This is a genomic window from Bacillus sp. GM2 (assembly GCF_056155945.1).
On record NZ_JBRKSZ010000007.1, the window covers coordinates 2,264,419 to 2,277,593 of the forward strand.

Below are 13,175 nucleotides of genomic sequence, written 5' to 3' on the forward strand. Positions count from 1 at the left end.
AATTGGACATTCCGTTTTACACTATTTAATTATCTGATAATTAAAAATATAGGATGCGAATAGGGGGAGTGTAATGAATTCTTCACTCATTTCAGCGGATGATGCATGGGTGCTTTGGGGGTTTATTGCGGTGTGGGCGGCGGTGAGTATTTATTTGGAGCAGCGGTTTCGCTGGGCTGCGGCCGTATCGGGTGCCGTACTGGCGCTGGGCGGATCGATGCTGTTTACGAATGCGGGGATTCTTCCGGCCGAGTCGCCCGTCTATGATGCGGTGTGGTCCTATGTTGTTCCGCTTGCGATACCTTTGCTGCTTTTTCAAATCAATGTGCGGAAGATCCTGAAAGAAAGCGGCAGGCTTTTGATGATGTTTTGCATCAGCGCCCTTGGCACTGCGGCCGGAAGCGTGATTGCTTTTTTTCTGTTTAAGCAGCAGATTCCGCACCTTGAGAAAATCGGCGGGATGATCAGTGCCTCTTATATCGGCGGAGGCGTGAATTTTGCGGCGATGGCCGCGAAGTTCTCAACTCCCGGTGAGTATGTATCATCGACGGTTGTTGCGGATAATTTTATGATGGCTCTTCTTTTTTTCATTTTAATGGGGATACCGGCGCTTAAATGGTTTCAAAAACGCTTTGGCGTTCCTGAAGAGGCGGCCGGCCGCAAAAATCAGGCGGAAGCCTATTGGAAAAGAAAAGAGATGTCCTTACAGGACATTGCTTTAAACATCGGAACCGCCTTTGCGATCGTTGTTGTGTCTGTAAAAGCAGCAGCCTTTTTCAAAGAGTGTTTTTCTTCTGACGGCAGGTTTCAGTTTCTTGCCTTTGTCTTGGGTGACCAGTTCCTGCTGCTGACGACGCTGACAATTTTGCTGACAATCGCCTTCCCCCGCTATTTTGAACGGCTGCGCGGCACACAGGAAATCGGGACTTATTTGATTTATTTATTCTTTGTCGTCATCGGCATTCCGGCAGACTTGCGGATCATTCTCATGAACGCCCCGCTCCTCCTTGCATTTGTGTTTGTGGTCGCCATGTCCAACCTGCTCGTATCGCTCGTCGCCGGAAAGCTGTTGCGTTTTCGGCTCGAGGAAATTCTCTTGGCCTGCAACGCATCTGTCGGCGGTCCGACAACAGCGGCGGCGATGGCGATCGCAAAAGGCTGGCAGGGCCTCGTTGCTCCGGTTATGTTGGTCGGGACGTTCGGATATCTGATCGGCAATTATGTCGGCACCCTCTTGGGCACATGGTTTTCCACCCTGGTTTAAACGCAAAAAAAGCCGCAGATTCCCTGAAGAGTCTGCGGCTTCTTTTATGATCGGGCGAACGCTCCGGATACGGCTTCCAATGCACGGGCAAAATCGGCCTGCAAATCATCGGCATGTTCCACACCGACGCTCAGCCGCAGAAGGCCGTCGGTAATCCCCCGTTTTTCCCGCTCTTCTTTCGGCATGGCGGCGTGTGACATTTTTGCCGGATAGGAAAGGATCGACTCCACAGCGCCGAGGCTGACGGCAAAGACCGGAAGAGAGACGCGTTCTACAATCTTTTTCACAGCTTCTGCATTCTCCAGCTCGAACGAAAGGACGGCGCCGGCGCCATATGACTGGTGCCTGTGAACAGACGCACCCGGATGCGAAGATAGCCCCGGATAATACACTTGTTTGACGGCCGGATGCTTTTCAAAAAATTCAGCGAGCTGCTGAGCCGTTCGCGATGCTTTTTCAAGCCGAACCTGCAGTGTCTTCAGCCCTCTCAGCACAAGCCAGCAGTCTTGGACGCCGAGAACAGCGCCGAACGAATTTTGCAGTTTATAAAGTTCTTCCCCGAGTTTTTTGTCTTTCACGACGGCAAGGCCTGATAATACGTCGCTGTGTCCGCTTAAAAACTTCGTCGCGCTGTGTAGCACAACATCGACGCCGAGCTCGAGCGGCCGCTGCAGCGCCGGGGTCATAAACGTGTTGTCAAGAAACGTCAGACAGCCGTGCGCCTTGGCAAGCTTGACGACGCCTCTGATATCCGTAATGCCGAGCGTCGGATTTGACGGTGTTTCAAGGTAGATGACTTTTGTATTTTCCCTTATGTTTAAAGCAATTTCATTTAAATCCGTCATATCGACGAAAGTATGTTCAATCCCGAAGCGGCTCAGCACTTCCGTAATCATCCGGTAAGTGCCGCCGTACACATCTTTTGTGACAAGCACGTGATCGCCCTTTGACAAAAGCAGAAAGGCGGTGGAAATCGCGGCCATTCCGGATGAAAAAGCAAATCCCCTCGTCCCTCCCTCAAGCTCGGCTATCGTGTCTTCAAGCGCCGTTCTTGTCGGTGTTCCTGACCGGCTGTAGTCATATTCGCCGAATTTGTCAAAAGAGCCTTGATGAAAGGTTGAGGCGTGCTGGATCGGCACGCTGACGGCTCCGGTTGCTCCGTCCGTTTTATTTTGGTTATGAACAAGCCGTGTTTCAAGCGTCCAGTTTTCATGACTCATGCGGAACCGCCTCCCCTTTTACTTTTTCCAGCGCAGCTTTTAGATCCTGCTTTAAATCGGAGACGTGTTCGATTCCGACTGAAAAGCGCAGAAGTCTGTTGCAGACGCCGTTTGCAATTCGGATGTCTTCCGGGATATCCATATGGGTCTGTGTCGCCGGATAGGTGATGAAGCTTTCGACTCCGCCGAGGCTTTCGGCGAAACAGATCGTCTTGAGATTTTTCAGCAACGGATTAACCCATTCTTCTTTTTGAACGCGGAATGACAGCATGCCGCCTTTTCCCGGATAAAGAACATCGGCAATTTCCTCCTGCTCTTCCAAAAAGGCCGCAAGTTCCCGCGCGTTTTCCTGATGCTGTCTCATCCTGAGAGCGAGCGTCTTCATCCCTCTCATTAAGAGCCATGAATCGAACGGCGATAAAACCGCGCCGATGGCGTTTTGGTGCTGGAACATTTCCTCAGACAGCTCTTCGCCTTTTGCAACGACAAGCCCCGCCAAAAGATCGTTATGACCGCCCAAATACTTCGTCGCGCTGTGAATGACAAGATCAGCGCCGAGCTCAATCGGCTTTTGCAGAACCGGTGTATAGAACGTATTGTCAACAATGAGCAGCAAGTCGTGCTCTTTGGCGATTTGCGCGATTTTTTGAATATCAGCTTCCTGCATGAGCGGATTTGTCGGCGTTTCTACAAACAGTGCCTTTGTATTGTTCGTGATTTTCGACTTGATACAGTCTTCGTCTGAAAAATCGTCGTAGAAAAAGCGAAGTCCGTATTTCTTCCATTCGTTTTCAAAAAGGCGGTACGTTCCCCCATATAAATCGGACGAAACGATGAGCTCATCCCCGCTTTGAAACAGAGCCATGATCGTCTGAATGGCAGCCATACCGGAACTGAACGCAAAGCCGCGCGTTCCCCCTTCGAGTTTCGCGATTGCATCTTCAACAAGCTGTCTTGTCGGATTTTTTGTGCGAATGTAATCAAACCCTGTGGATTCCCCGATCCCTTTGTGCCTGTACGCAGAAGAGAAATAAACGGGAGGATTGACAGTTCCCGTTATTTCATCACTGCGGTTGCCGATTTGCGCCAGCGTTGTTTGTACATGTTCAGTCATATGACACCATCCTTTTAAAAATAAAAAACCCCTTCTTCATAAGAAGAAGGGGGATTATGCGCTTCTTCTTATCTTCCAAGCATCTGCTTGCTGGATTTAGCACCTTGGTACACTGACATCGTCAGTGCAGACCGGTTGCTGAGGTTTCAAAGGGCCAGTCCCTCCACCTCTCATGATAAGAATCTCTTCAATTTTCTGATTGTTCTTTACTTTAACCTAAGTCAAGACATTTTTCAAGGGTCATTTTTAAATCTTTCCTCATATTGAACATGGTATGATGAAACCAAACGACGGAACCGGAGGAATCAGATGCCAAAAACAGAGCGATTAATCGAATTGATGATGACCGTTCATACAAAACGAAAATTTACGGCCGGGGAGCTCGCAGCAGAATTCGGGGTTTCCTACCGCACGATTCTCCGCGATCTGGACGAGCTGAGCGCGCTCGGCGTCCCGATCTATTCTGAAACAGGCGCGAACGGAGGCTATTATTTGCTGAATGAACCTGTGCTTCCGCCGCTCTTTTTTACACAATCAGAGGCGGCGGCTATGTTTTTCGCGTATCAATCTCTGCAGTTTTTCGGATCGCTTCCCTTTGATGTGGAAACGCGGATGGTTTTAAAAAAGTTCTACCGCCACCTTCCCGTGGAAACACAGGAGCGGATTGATGCGATGAAAGACAGAATCGTGTTCTGGAATCCGCATCGTCCAAAAGCCGCCGAACATTTAGAAACGCTTCTTGATGCAGCCATCAATCAATCCGTTTTGACGGTCGTTTATGACGGAACAGACGATTGCGCGGAGAGATCCATCCAGCCCATCGGCTTGTTCAGCTGGAACGGCTTCTGGTACTGTCCGGCCTATTGCTTTAAAAGGCAGGCGTTCAGACTGTTCCGCGCCGACCGCATCCTTCGGGCGGAAAAAGCGGCCAGCCCGCTGGCCCGCCAGCTTCCCTATCGATCGGTTCTCAGCTGGATCAAACATTCGGAGAGCGAGTGCTCTGAACCGGTGCGGCTGCAAGCGGAACTGACACGCAGAGGAGCCAGGCGGGCTGCGGCTGATGTGGACTTATTCAAGATCCTCACCATGCGGGATGACGGGACGGGGGCGATCGATGCAAACCTCCCCAGACCAGAACTTGAGTATTTCGGGGAACTTTTGTGGAACCTCGGCACTGAGGCAACTGTCAAAGAACCCGCGGAAATCAAGCTTCAGCTGAAACGAAAGGCTTCTGACATTTTAGCAAGGTACGACTGACTTTTTTTTAGAATCGTGACAAAGCCTGTCAGGATTAGGTGATACTTTTAGAATAATGCCAAATGGAAAGGATGAAGCAAATGAATCAAGTTCAAGCCCTGCGGAGCGATTTGTTCCACGAGATGGAGACGGGCATCCGCTCCACGTGTCATCTTCTGAAAAAAGTGAAGGAATCTGACTGGTCTTACCGGCCCGCCGACCGCATGCGAAGCCTGAAAGAACTGGCAAGCCATCTGACGGCCATCCCAGAAGCCGACTTGGCCATCATGCAAGAAAAGGAAGAGGACGTCATCGCCCGGATTGAAAAGAAATATGGTGCTTTGCAGTCGGCTGACCAAATGGCTGCAGCTATGCAGAAAGGATTCGACGCTTTTCAAACGTATATGACTTCCCTCTCCGACGAGGATTTTTTGACAAAAAAAACAAAGCCGTTTTACCTCGATGAAGGGATGACCCAAAGCCGCTGGCTGACGGAAACGCTCACCCACATCTTCCATCACAGAGCCCAGCTGTTTAATTATTTAAAACAGCTCGGCTATGACGTCAACATGTTCGACCTGTATCTATAAAAGGGGGCATCTGATAAAAAAAAGAAACGCGGCATATGTGATCTGTCCTTCCTTGCACATCGCTCGCTTCGTCTTTGAAAAGCGCCGCATACATCAAAGCGCCCGCCCGGTTTCAAACGGTACCTTTCATCGGACCGAAAATGGTGCAGTGCGCCGTTGACTTAGGCTGTCATTCCTTCAGGCGACATCAAGCATGAATTTGATCATCCGCCTCGTAAAATTGAAAGGCTGCTGGGAAGACCTTGTGCCGAAGATGCGCTGCGATGCATCGTCCATTATAACCAACAATCCCGAAAGCGGCAAAAGCCGGCGGGATTTCACAGCGGAAAGAAAAAGGTACCGTGAGCGATACGGATACCCTCCGATAGACCGACAATGCCTTGGTACGAAAAAAAACGATCATAAAAAATCACGGCTGCCGAACAGTTCGGCAGCCCTTTTCGCTTCTTTCACAAGAGAATTTCGTGTTACAATGAATGGAAACGTTCACAAACATTATTTCTGGAGGAATTCACCTTGGCTATGAAAACAGGAGTCATTCAGGAGAAAAAGCTTTTTTCGGAAGAGCTCGGCGAGGAAATGGAGCTTCTCGTCTATTTGCCGTCCTCCTTCTCGCCGCTTTACAAATATCATGTGATCATCGCACAGGATGGACATGACTATTTCCGGCTCGGGCGCATCAGCAGACAGGTTGAAGAACTGTTGGCGAACGGTGAAATCGAAAGAAGCATCATCATCGGCATTCCGTACAAAAACGTACAGGAAAGAAGGCTTACATACCATCCGGAAGGGTCAAAATTCGAAGCGTATAAACGTTTTTTGGCAAATGAACTCGTCCCTTTCACCGACAGAGAGTATCCGACATATCAAGTCGGATCAGGCAGGACGCTGATAGGGGATTCGCTCGGAGGAACGGTTTCTCTCATGACGGCGCTTGACTACCCGAATATGTTCGGGAACGTCATTATGCAGTCACCTTATGTAGACCGCCATGTTCTCGATAAAGTGAAACAGTCCGATTCCCTGCAGCTTATTTCAATTTGCCACCAAATCGGCGAGAAGGAAACCGCCGTCAAAACGACCGATGATCAAATTTTGGATTTCACAGGTCCAAATGAGCAATTAAAAGAGTTGCTTGAATCAAAGCAGACAAACTACGATTTCAAAGCTTTTGACGGGGACCACAAATGGACGTACTGGCAGCCGCTCATCACCCCCGCTTTAAAAAAAATGCTGTAGCTCTCTGTATATCGGCCCATCTTTGATATACTAAACCATATCAATTGTTTAAGGAGGGAACAAAATGAAATACGGTATTGTGCTATTTCCATCAAAAAAACTTCAGGACATTGCAAATTCCTACCGAAAACGCTATGACCCGAATTACGCTTTAATTCCGCCCCACCTTACATTAAGAACGCCTTTTGAAGTGTCTGAAGACGAGATCTCAGGCGTCGTCCGACACTTGAGAGAGCTTTCAAAAGAGCTGAAACCGGTCACGCTGAAGATTACAAAATTCAGTTCCTTTGCCCCCGTCAATAATGTCATTTACATGAAAGCCGAACCGACAGAGGAATTGATGCAGCTTCATGAAAAAATGTACAGCGGCGTTTTGGAAGACAAACCCGAATACGCGTTTGTTCCCCATGTCACAGTCGCACAAAAGCTGTCAGATGATGAGCATTCCGACGTCCTCGGCACGCTGAAAATGAGAGACGCGTCACACGAAGAAGTCATCGACCGCTTTCACCTGCTTTACCAATTGGACAACGGATCATGGACCGTCTATGAAACTTTTATTTTAGGAGCGTGAAGAAAGCCAGTGGAAGCCGTCATTGTGAAGAATCAACAACAGCTTGAAGACGCCTTCTTTGTTAGAAAGGAAGTCTTTATCAAGGAGCAGCACGTATCACCGGAAGAAGAAATGGATCATCTTGATCAGGAATCTTCACATCTCGTCATCTATGACGAAAAAGAGCCGATCGGCGCTGGCCGGCTCCGGCTTGTCGACGGCTACGGCAAACTTGAACGAATCTGTGTGCTGAAAAGCCACCGCTCCCTCGGCGTCGGCAACCTGATCATTCAGGCGCTTGAAGAGGAAGCCGCCAAGCAAGGCGCGTCTCAATTTATGCTGAACGCGCAGACACAGGCTGTTCCCTTTTACGAAAAACACGGCTATAAAGTCGTGTCTGAAGAATTTTCAGATGCGAATATTCCCCATGTCAAAATGGTCAAAAAGTAACCGTTCCGCTTTTTAAGCGGAACGGTTTTTCTTTTCCTCAGAAAACATTTCATAGTTTGTTCATCTTTTGTTTATCGTTTATTCAACATTGTCTATTAAAGTTGTTTCTAAGCTTTTACAAAGCCCTACACAAAATAGACGGGAGGTAACAGCCGAATGCCGTTATGAACAAAAAAAACATCCCCACACTCGTTCGTTTCGGGACAGTCGGAGCCGGGAACACACTCGTTGATTTCGTCGTGTTTTTCCTCCTTACGTCGCTCCACGTCCCCTACCTGGCCGCACAGTTGTTTTCCTATTCGGCAGGCGTGGCAAACAGCTATATCTGGAATCGGACATGGACGTTTCAAGTAAAAGAAAAAGCGCATGGCGCGGAAATCGTCCGGTTTATCATGATCAATCTTGCAGCAGCGGGCGCTACATTTGTCCTTCTGTACATTTTTCAAAAAGCCGGCCTGTCCCTTTTTATCAGCAAGATGTCCGCAACAGTCGCAGGAATGGCCATCAACTTTACCGGAAACAAGCTTTGGGTGTTTCAAGAACCCGGCGCAGATTCATAAAAAAGACCAGGAGTGAATAACCATGAAAGTAAAAAAAGCAGTCATCCCAGCAGCCGGATTAGGTACGAGATTTTTGCCGGCAACAAAAGCGCAGCCGAAAGAAATGCTGCCGATTGTCGATAAACCGGCCATACAATATATCGTGGAAGAAGCTGTCCAATCAGGCATTGAAGACATCCTTATCATTACAGGAAGAAATAAGCGTTCGATTGAAGACCATTTTGACCGCTCTGTGGAACTTGAGCAAAACCTGCTGGCCAAAGGAAAAAACGATGTGTTAAAAGAGATACGCGAGATCGCCGATATGGCGAATATTCATTATATCCGGCAAAAGGAGCCCATCGGCCTCGGACATGCAGTGTTATCGGCCAAGCATTTCATCGGTGATGAGCCGTTTGCCGTCCTCCTCGGCGACGATATCATGGTGTCAGAAACACCGGCGCTTAGGCAGCTGCTCGAAGTATATGAAGAATATCAGACCGAAGTGATCGGCGTTCAGCCCGTCGATCCAGCGGACGTGAGCAAATACGGCATCATTCAGACATCCGCGCAAAAGAACAAAGTGTATCAAATCGACGATCTTGTAGAAAAGCCGACCGTCAAAGATGCGCCTTCAAATATCGCGGTCATGGGCCGCTATGTGCTGAGGCCTTCGATTTTCCCTGTGCTCGAACAAACGAAGCGCGGCGCGGGAAATGAAATTCAGCTGACTGACGCACTAAGGGAAATCTGCCGGGAACAAAGCATGTATGCGCGCAAATTGAAAGGAAGCCGCTTTGATATCGGCGACAAGCTGGGCAGCTTTAAAGCGAGTACGGAAATCGCCCTCATGCGGGACGAGATGCGGCCAAAACTGCTCGCCTACCTGGAGAGCGTCTTAAAAAAAGAAGCGCAGAAAGGAGCATGGCAATGACATCCGTACTCGTAACAGGAGGAGCCGGATACATCGGCAGCCACACCGTACTCGAATTGACAAAGCAAAACCGCTCCGTCGTCGTGCTTGACAATTTATCTACCGGACACAGGGAAGCCGTCAGCGGGGTCAGCTTTTACGAAGGCGATATCGCTGATGCGGCACTTGTCAAAGCCATCATCAAACATCATGATGTCGATGCTGTCATCCATTTCGCCGCCAAAAGCCTTGTGTCCGAATCGATCGAAAAGCCTGAGCTCTACTTTAGGGAAAACACGCTAAAATCTTGTGCATTCTTCAAAACGGTCATCAAGGAAGGCGTCAAAAACATCGTCTTTTCGTCGACCTCCTTCCGCTCACCTGGCGGCCCTTGACGGGTTATATGAAGACAGACTGAAGCAAAATATTTATAATGTAGGGACAGGGGCCGGACATTCCGTAAAAGAAATCATTGAAACCGCGGAAAACATGACAGAGCGAAGCATTGCAGCAAAAACGGACGAGCGCAGAGCGGGGGATCCGCCAGTGCTTGTGGCGGACAGCCGGACCACTACAGGAAGATACCGGCTGGAAGCCGCAATACAGCGATTTACAAACCATCATTCAAAGCGCGTGGCAATGGCACAGAGCGCATCCGGACGGTTTTTGAGATTCGCTTGTTTCCCGCGCGGCAGCGGCAGGGAAACGTCCCGGCGGCTGCTCTAACGTTCGGCTGATGAAATCAAAAGCAGGGAGAAAAAACGAAAATGGGAAGCATGGTGAATGATATTTTAATGTGGCTGACCGATCTTGGCTATTTCGGCATTGCAATCGGTTTAATGATCGAAATCATCCCGAGTGAAATCGTACTGGCCTACGGCGGATACTTGGTGTCAAGCGGCTCCATTACGATGACAGGGGCCGTGATCGCCGGCGTCATCGGGGGAACGATTGCTCAATTGTTTTTATACTGGATCGGCTATTACGGCGGAAGGCCGTTTTTATACAAATACGGAAAGTACTTATTGATCCAAAAGCATCACATTCAAACGGCCGAAAAATGGTTTGAGAAATACGGCGGAGGCGTTGTCTTTTCCGCCCGCTTCATTCCCGTGGTCAGACACGCCATCTCCATTCCGGCCGGCATTGCGAAAATGCCGATTTTAAAATTCACGGGTCTGACCGTGCTGGCCATCATACCGTGGTCGATACTGTTCGTCTATCTCGGCGTACAGCTCGGCAGCCGGTGGGACCATGTTGAAAATGTAGCAAGAACGTACACGACTCCGATCATGCTCGGGGCGGCGGCTATGATCATTCTGTATTTCGGACTCAAAAAACTGCGCAGAAAATAACGAAAACCCCGGTATAAAAGCCGGGGTTTGTTTCATCTCTCAAACGGATTCATTGACGAAGCGCCCGCTTTCCGCCTTTTTCGCAACACGGCGGTTGAGCGCTTTTTTCCGCTTTTTTTCCTCGACCCGCCTAAAAGCCGCAGTCTGATTTTCCTCTCTTTTTTCGACTTCGCGGTAGGCGCGCTCGCTTGGGATATTGGCGGTTTTTTGTATATAAGCGTAGTTCGATTTTTGGCTGATGCTTCGATTGGCATACTGTATATATTGATCATTGCGGACAGGCGGCAAATATCCCATTCGATCTCCTCCTCATCAGCTTTAATTCCCAAAAATCTACTGTTTTAAACGGTTTTCATTTGATATGATAGACGTTGTCTCATGACACCAGACGACTACCCATTAATTGGAGGACCTCTTTTTGAAATGCGCCCGATTCAATAACCGAGACATTCATATACATACATATTCGAGAGAACACCTGCAATTCCTCTTTGATGAAGCAAGAAAAGACAGGATCACGTGTAAATATTGCGGCTTGCCGCTCAGACTGAAATTGTCGATTCATGAAGAGCCGCATTTTTTCCACCGGGAAAACGGGGATTTTTCTCAATGTGAAGCGGCTTGCTTAAATGAGAAGACAGAGCAGAAGACCAAACAGAACGATTATACTGAAAGCGGCGTTTTCCGCCTCCCGAAAGGCAAAGCGATCGGAGAGGAAAAGAAGGCGGACACGGACTTCTGGACGCCGCCTCGCGAAGCTTCCATCCATTCTCCTTTCTCTCCAGCGGCAGAAACGGCTCCGGAACCGGTCTTTCCGAATGTGCCGCTGAATGAGAAACAGCTTGCCGCCGTGACGGCCCCCGAAGAACCCCTTCTCGTTCTGGCCGGCGCGGGAAGCGGAAAAACGCGGGTATTAACCGCGCGAGCGGCTTATATGATATCCCGGCTCGATATCCCGCCTTCTGCCATATTGCTCGTCACATTCACGACAAAAGCTGTGAAAGAAATGAAAGAGCGGATGGCCTCGCTATACGGTTTGCCGATGCAGACTGTGAACCGCCTCGTGACAGGCACCTTCCACAGCTTTTTTTACAAAATTCTTTATCATCATGATCCGGCCAAATGGAATGGCGAGCACCTGCTGAAATGGGAATGGCAAAAAGAACAGAACATCAAAATGGCCCTTGCCGAAGAAGGGCTTGATGAAAAAGACTTTCCGGTTGACCAGGCGATCCAGCAGATCGGCTACTGGAAGAACGCTTATCTTCCGGGTGAACAGATTCCGCTTGAAGACGAATGGGAAAAGCGGGTTCACCGGCTGTACCGTCATTATGAAGAACAAAAAGCAGCGCGGCGCCAATTCGATTTCGACGATATGGCATCTGCGTGCTGGCAGCTGTTTCAAGAACAGCCGGACATTTTAAAGCGATATCAGACGCGCTTTCACGCGATTTTGATTGACGAATTTCAGGACATTAACCCTGTTCAATACGCCATCATCAAGCTCTTGGCAAGCCCCGAAAACAACCTGACCTGTGTCGGGGATGATGATCAGTCAATCTACGCGTTCAGAGGGAGCAGTCCTTCTTTTATACTCGATTTTGAAAAAGATTATCCGAAGGCGAAAACGGTCCGCCTCACGACGAATTACAGATCGAGCCATCCGATTGTGGCAAGCGCCGATATGGTCGTAAGGAAAAACAAAAAGCGTTTTCCGAAAACATTAAGCGCCGCGAGAGACGACCGCCAAAAACCGCTCTTATTTTATCCTTATGATGAAGAGGAAGAAGCGATTATGATCGTCTCTGATATCCAAGAAAAAATTGAAATGGGCGCAAAGCCTGATGACTTCGCCATCCTATACCGGACAAACAGCAGCGGCCGCGCCATTTTTGAACGTCTGCACCAGTCAGCCATTCCGTACACGGCTGAACAAGGCGTCCGGTCGTTTTACAGCAGGAGGATCGTCCGGCAGATGCTGGCCTATCTCTACTTAAGCCAAAATCAAGATGACGCGGAAGCCGTAAAGCAGATTTTACCCGCCCTCTTTCTCAAGCAGTCCGCTTTAAACACGCTTAAAGCGCTCTCGATTACAGAAGATTGCACAATGGTTCAGGCGCTTGAAAAATTGACTGACATTAAACCGTTTCAGCTTGATAAAATAAAAAAAATCGTTCCTTTTTTCCCAGGCTTAAAAACGATGAAGCCGGTTGAAGCCATCTCTTTCGCAGAAGAAAAGATGGGCTTTTCCGATTACCTGAAAAAGCGCGGAAACGAAGGGAACAAGCTCGAAAAAGGGTCTGACGATCTGCGGGATCTCAAAACTGCGGCAAAAAAATTCAAAACGATCCCCGAATTTCTTGAGCATGTCGATCATATGAGAGCCGCGGAAAAGCAAAAAGCTGACGGATACGGTGTTCAGCTTTTGACAATTCATCGTGCGAAAGGGCTTGAATTTAAAACGGTCTATATCCTGGGGGTGCAGGACGGATCGATTCCGCATGACTTTGCCCTGGAGACAGCGAGAAAAGGCGATGAAACCGCTCTTGAAGAAGAGCGGAGGCTGCTGTATGTCGCCATGACCCGGGCTGAGGACCGCCTGTATATCAGCGTCCCTTCCTTCAGAAGGGGAAGAACGGCATACCGCTCAAGGTTTTTACAGCCTATTTTACGCCCGAATCCACAAGTTCAGCTGCAATAAA

The 13,175-nt window shown here is 48.9% G+C and carries 13 protein-coding genes, 1 pseudogene and 1 riboswitch; of the genes and pseudogenes, 11 read left to right on the forward strand and 3 right to left on the reverse strand.

Going from position 1 to position 13,175, the window contains the following annotated elements; translation table 11 throughout:
* Positions 1-73: 73 nt before the first annotated feature.
* Positions 74-1,264: a DUF819 family protein gene (locus ACVC9U_RS12540; RefSeq protein WP_075753342.1), complete on the forward strand. Its 1,191-nt coding sequence runs from the start codon at positions 74-76 to the stop codon at positions 1,262-1,264.
* Between the two features lie 44 nt (positions 1,265-1,308).
* Here the strand turns inward: ACVC9U_RS12540 and metC are convergent, their stop codons facing one another.
* Complete coding sequence (metC, locus tag ACVC9U_RS12545) at positions 1,309-2,484, reverse strand: cystathionine beta-lyase (protein WP_020450974.1); 1,176 nt, start codon at positions 2,482-2,484, stop codon at positions 1,309-1,311.
* Positions 2,474-3,598, reverse strand: coding sequence for a methionine biosynthesis PLP-dependent protein (locus ACVC9U_RS12550; RefSeq protein WP_003180736.1), 1,125 nt, complete (start codon positions 3,596-3,598; stop codon positions 2,474-2,476). The genes metC and ACVC9U_RS12550 overlap by 11 nt, the downstream gene beginning before the upstream one ends.
* A gap of 65 nt (positions 3,599-3,663) precedes the next feature.
* Positions 3,664-3,780: riboswitch (SAM riboswitch) on the reverse strand.
* 127 nt (positions 3,781-3,907) lie between these two features.
* On the opposite strand from ACVC9U_RS12550, the gene ACVC9U_RS12555 reads away from it, so the two are divergent.
* The 9 genes and pseudogenes from ACVC9U_RS12555 to uptA all read left to right on the forward strand — a co-directional run bounded on the left by ACVC9U_RS12555 (position 3,908) and on the right by uptA (position 10,473).
* Positions 3,908-4,855: a helix-turn-helix transcriptional regulator gene (locus tag ACVC9U_RS12555; RefSeq protein WP_441391078.1), complete on the forward strand. Its 948-nt coding sequence runs from the start codon at positions 3,908-3,910 to the stop codon at positions 4,853-4,855.
* Between the two features lie 80 nt (positions 4,856-4,935).
* Entirely contained in the window at positions 4,936-5,424 is a 489-nt protein-coding gene (locus tag ACVC9U_RS12560) for a DinB family protein (RefSeq protein ID WP_441391080.1), read from the forward strand.
* Between the two features lie 516 nt (positions 5,425-5,940).
* On the forward strand, positions 5,941-6,663 hold the full coding sequence (locus ACVC9U_RS12565) for an esterase family protein (protein WP_009328793.1): 723 nt from the start codon (positions 5,941-5,943) through the stop codon (positions 6,661-6,663).
* A 64-nt stretch (positions 6,664-6,727) separates the two neighbouring features.
* Complete coding sequence (locus ACVC9U_RS12570; RefSeq protein WP_009328796.1) at positions 6,728-7,237, forward strand: YjcG family protein; 510 nt, start codon at positions 6,728-6,730, stop codon at positions 7,235-7,237.
* 9 nt (positions 7,238-7,246) lie between these two features.
* A complete protein-coding gene (locus ACVC9U_RS12575; RefSeq protein ID WP_009328797.1) occupies positions 7,247-7,666 on the forward strand; it encodes a GNAT family N-acetyltransferase in 420 nt (139 codons plus the stop codon).
* A 164-nt stretch (positions 7,667-7,830) separates the two neighbouring features.
* Complete coding sequence (locus ACVC9U_RS12580; RefSeq protein ID WP_009328798.1) at positions 7,831-8,226, forward strand: GtrA family protein; 396 nt, start codon at positions 7,831-7,833, stop codon at positions 8,224-8,226.
* A gap of 16 nt (positions 8,227-8,242) precedes the next feature.
* Positions 8,243-9,139: a UTP--glucose-1-phosphate uridylyltransferase GalU gene (gene galU / locus ACVC9U_RS12585; RefSeq protein WP_161620988.1), complete on the forward strand. Its 897-nt coding sequence runs from the start codon at positions 8,243-8,245 to the stop codon at positions 9,137-9,139.
* Positions 9,136-9,788, forward strand: a pseudogene (locus tag ACVC9U_RS12590) (GDP-mannose 4,6-dehydratase). The gene galU and the pseudogene ACVC9U_RS12590 overlap by 4 nt, the downstream one beginning before the upstream one ends.
* A gap of 97 nt (positions 9,789-9,885) precedes the next feature.
* Positions 9,886-10,473: an undecaprenyl phosphate transporter UptA gene (uptA, locus tag ACVC9U_RS12595; RefSeq protein ID WP_441391084.1), complete on the forward strand. Its 588-nt coding sequence runs from the start codon at positions 9,886-9,888 to the stop codon at positions 10,471-10,473.
* Positions 10,474-10,512: 39 nt separating this feature from the next.
* Here the strand turns inward: uptA and ACVC9U_RS12600 are convergent, their stop codons facing one another.
* Positions 10,513-10,770: a hypothetical protein gene (locus tag ACVC9U_RS12600; protein WP_009328802.1), complete on the reverse strand. Its 258-nt coding sequence runs from the start codon at positions 10,768-10,770 to the stop codon at positions 10,513-10,515.
* A 121-nt stretch (positions 10,771-10,891) separates the two neighbouring features.
* Here ACVC9U_RS12600 and ACVC9U_RS12605 point away from each other — a divergent pair, with 121 nt between their 5' ends.
* The gene (locus ACVC9U_RS12605; RefSeq protein WP_441391086.1) at positions 10,892-13,174 is read left to right on the forward strand and encodes an ATP-dependent helicase; all 2,283 of its coding nucleotides are present in this window, start codon (positions 10,892-10,894) and stop codon (positions 13,172-13,174) included.
* The last annotated feature ends 1 nt before the right edge of the window (position 13,175 follow it).

What these genes read in the sequence shown, in the direction of transcription:
- ACVC9U_RS12540 (WP_075753342.1), top strand. Translation starts at nt 74, where the DNA reads ATGAATTCTTCACTCATTTCAGCGGATGATGCATGGGTGCTTTGGGGG.
- metC (WP_020450974.1), bottom strand. Translation starts at nt 2,484, where the DNA reads ATGAGTCATGAAAACTGGACGCTTGAAACACGGCTTGTTCATAACCAA.
- ACVC9U_RS12550 (WP_003180736.1), bottom strand. Translation starts at nt 3,598, where the DNA reads ATGACTGAACATGTACAAACAACGCTGGCGCAAATCGGCAACCGCAGT.
- ACVC9U_RS12555 (WP_441391078.1), top strand. Translation starts at nt 3,908, where the DNA reads ATGCCAAAAACAGAGCGATTAATCGAATTGATGATGACCGTTCATACA.
- ACVC9U_RS12560 (WP_441391080.1), top strand. Translation starts at nt 4,936, where the DNA reads ATGAATCAAGTTCAAGCCCTGCGGAGCGATTTGTTCCACGAGATGGAG.
- ACVC9U_RS12570 (WP_009328796.1), top strand. Translation starts at nt 6,728, where the DNA reads ATGAAATACGGTATTGTGCTATTTCCATCAAAAAAACTTCAGGACATT.
- ACVC9U_RS12580 (WP_009328798.1), top strand. Translation starts at nt 7,831, where the DNA reads ATGAACAAAAAAAACATCCCCACACTCGTTCGTTTCGGGACAGTCGGA.
- uptA (WP_441391084.1), top strand. Translation starts at nt 9,886, where the DNA reads ATGGGAAGCATGGTGAATGATATTTTAATGTGGCTGACCGATCTTGGC.
- ACVC9U_RS12600 (WP_009328802.1), bottom strand. Translation starts at nt 10,770, where the DNA reads ATGGGATATTTGCCGCCTGTCCGCAATGATCAATATATACAGTATGCC.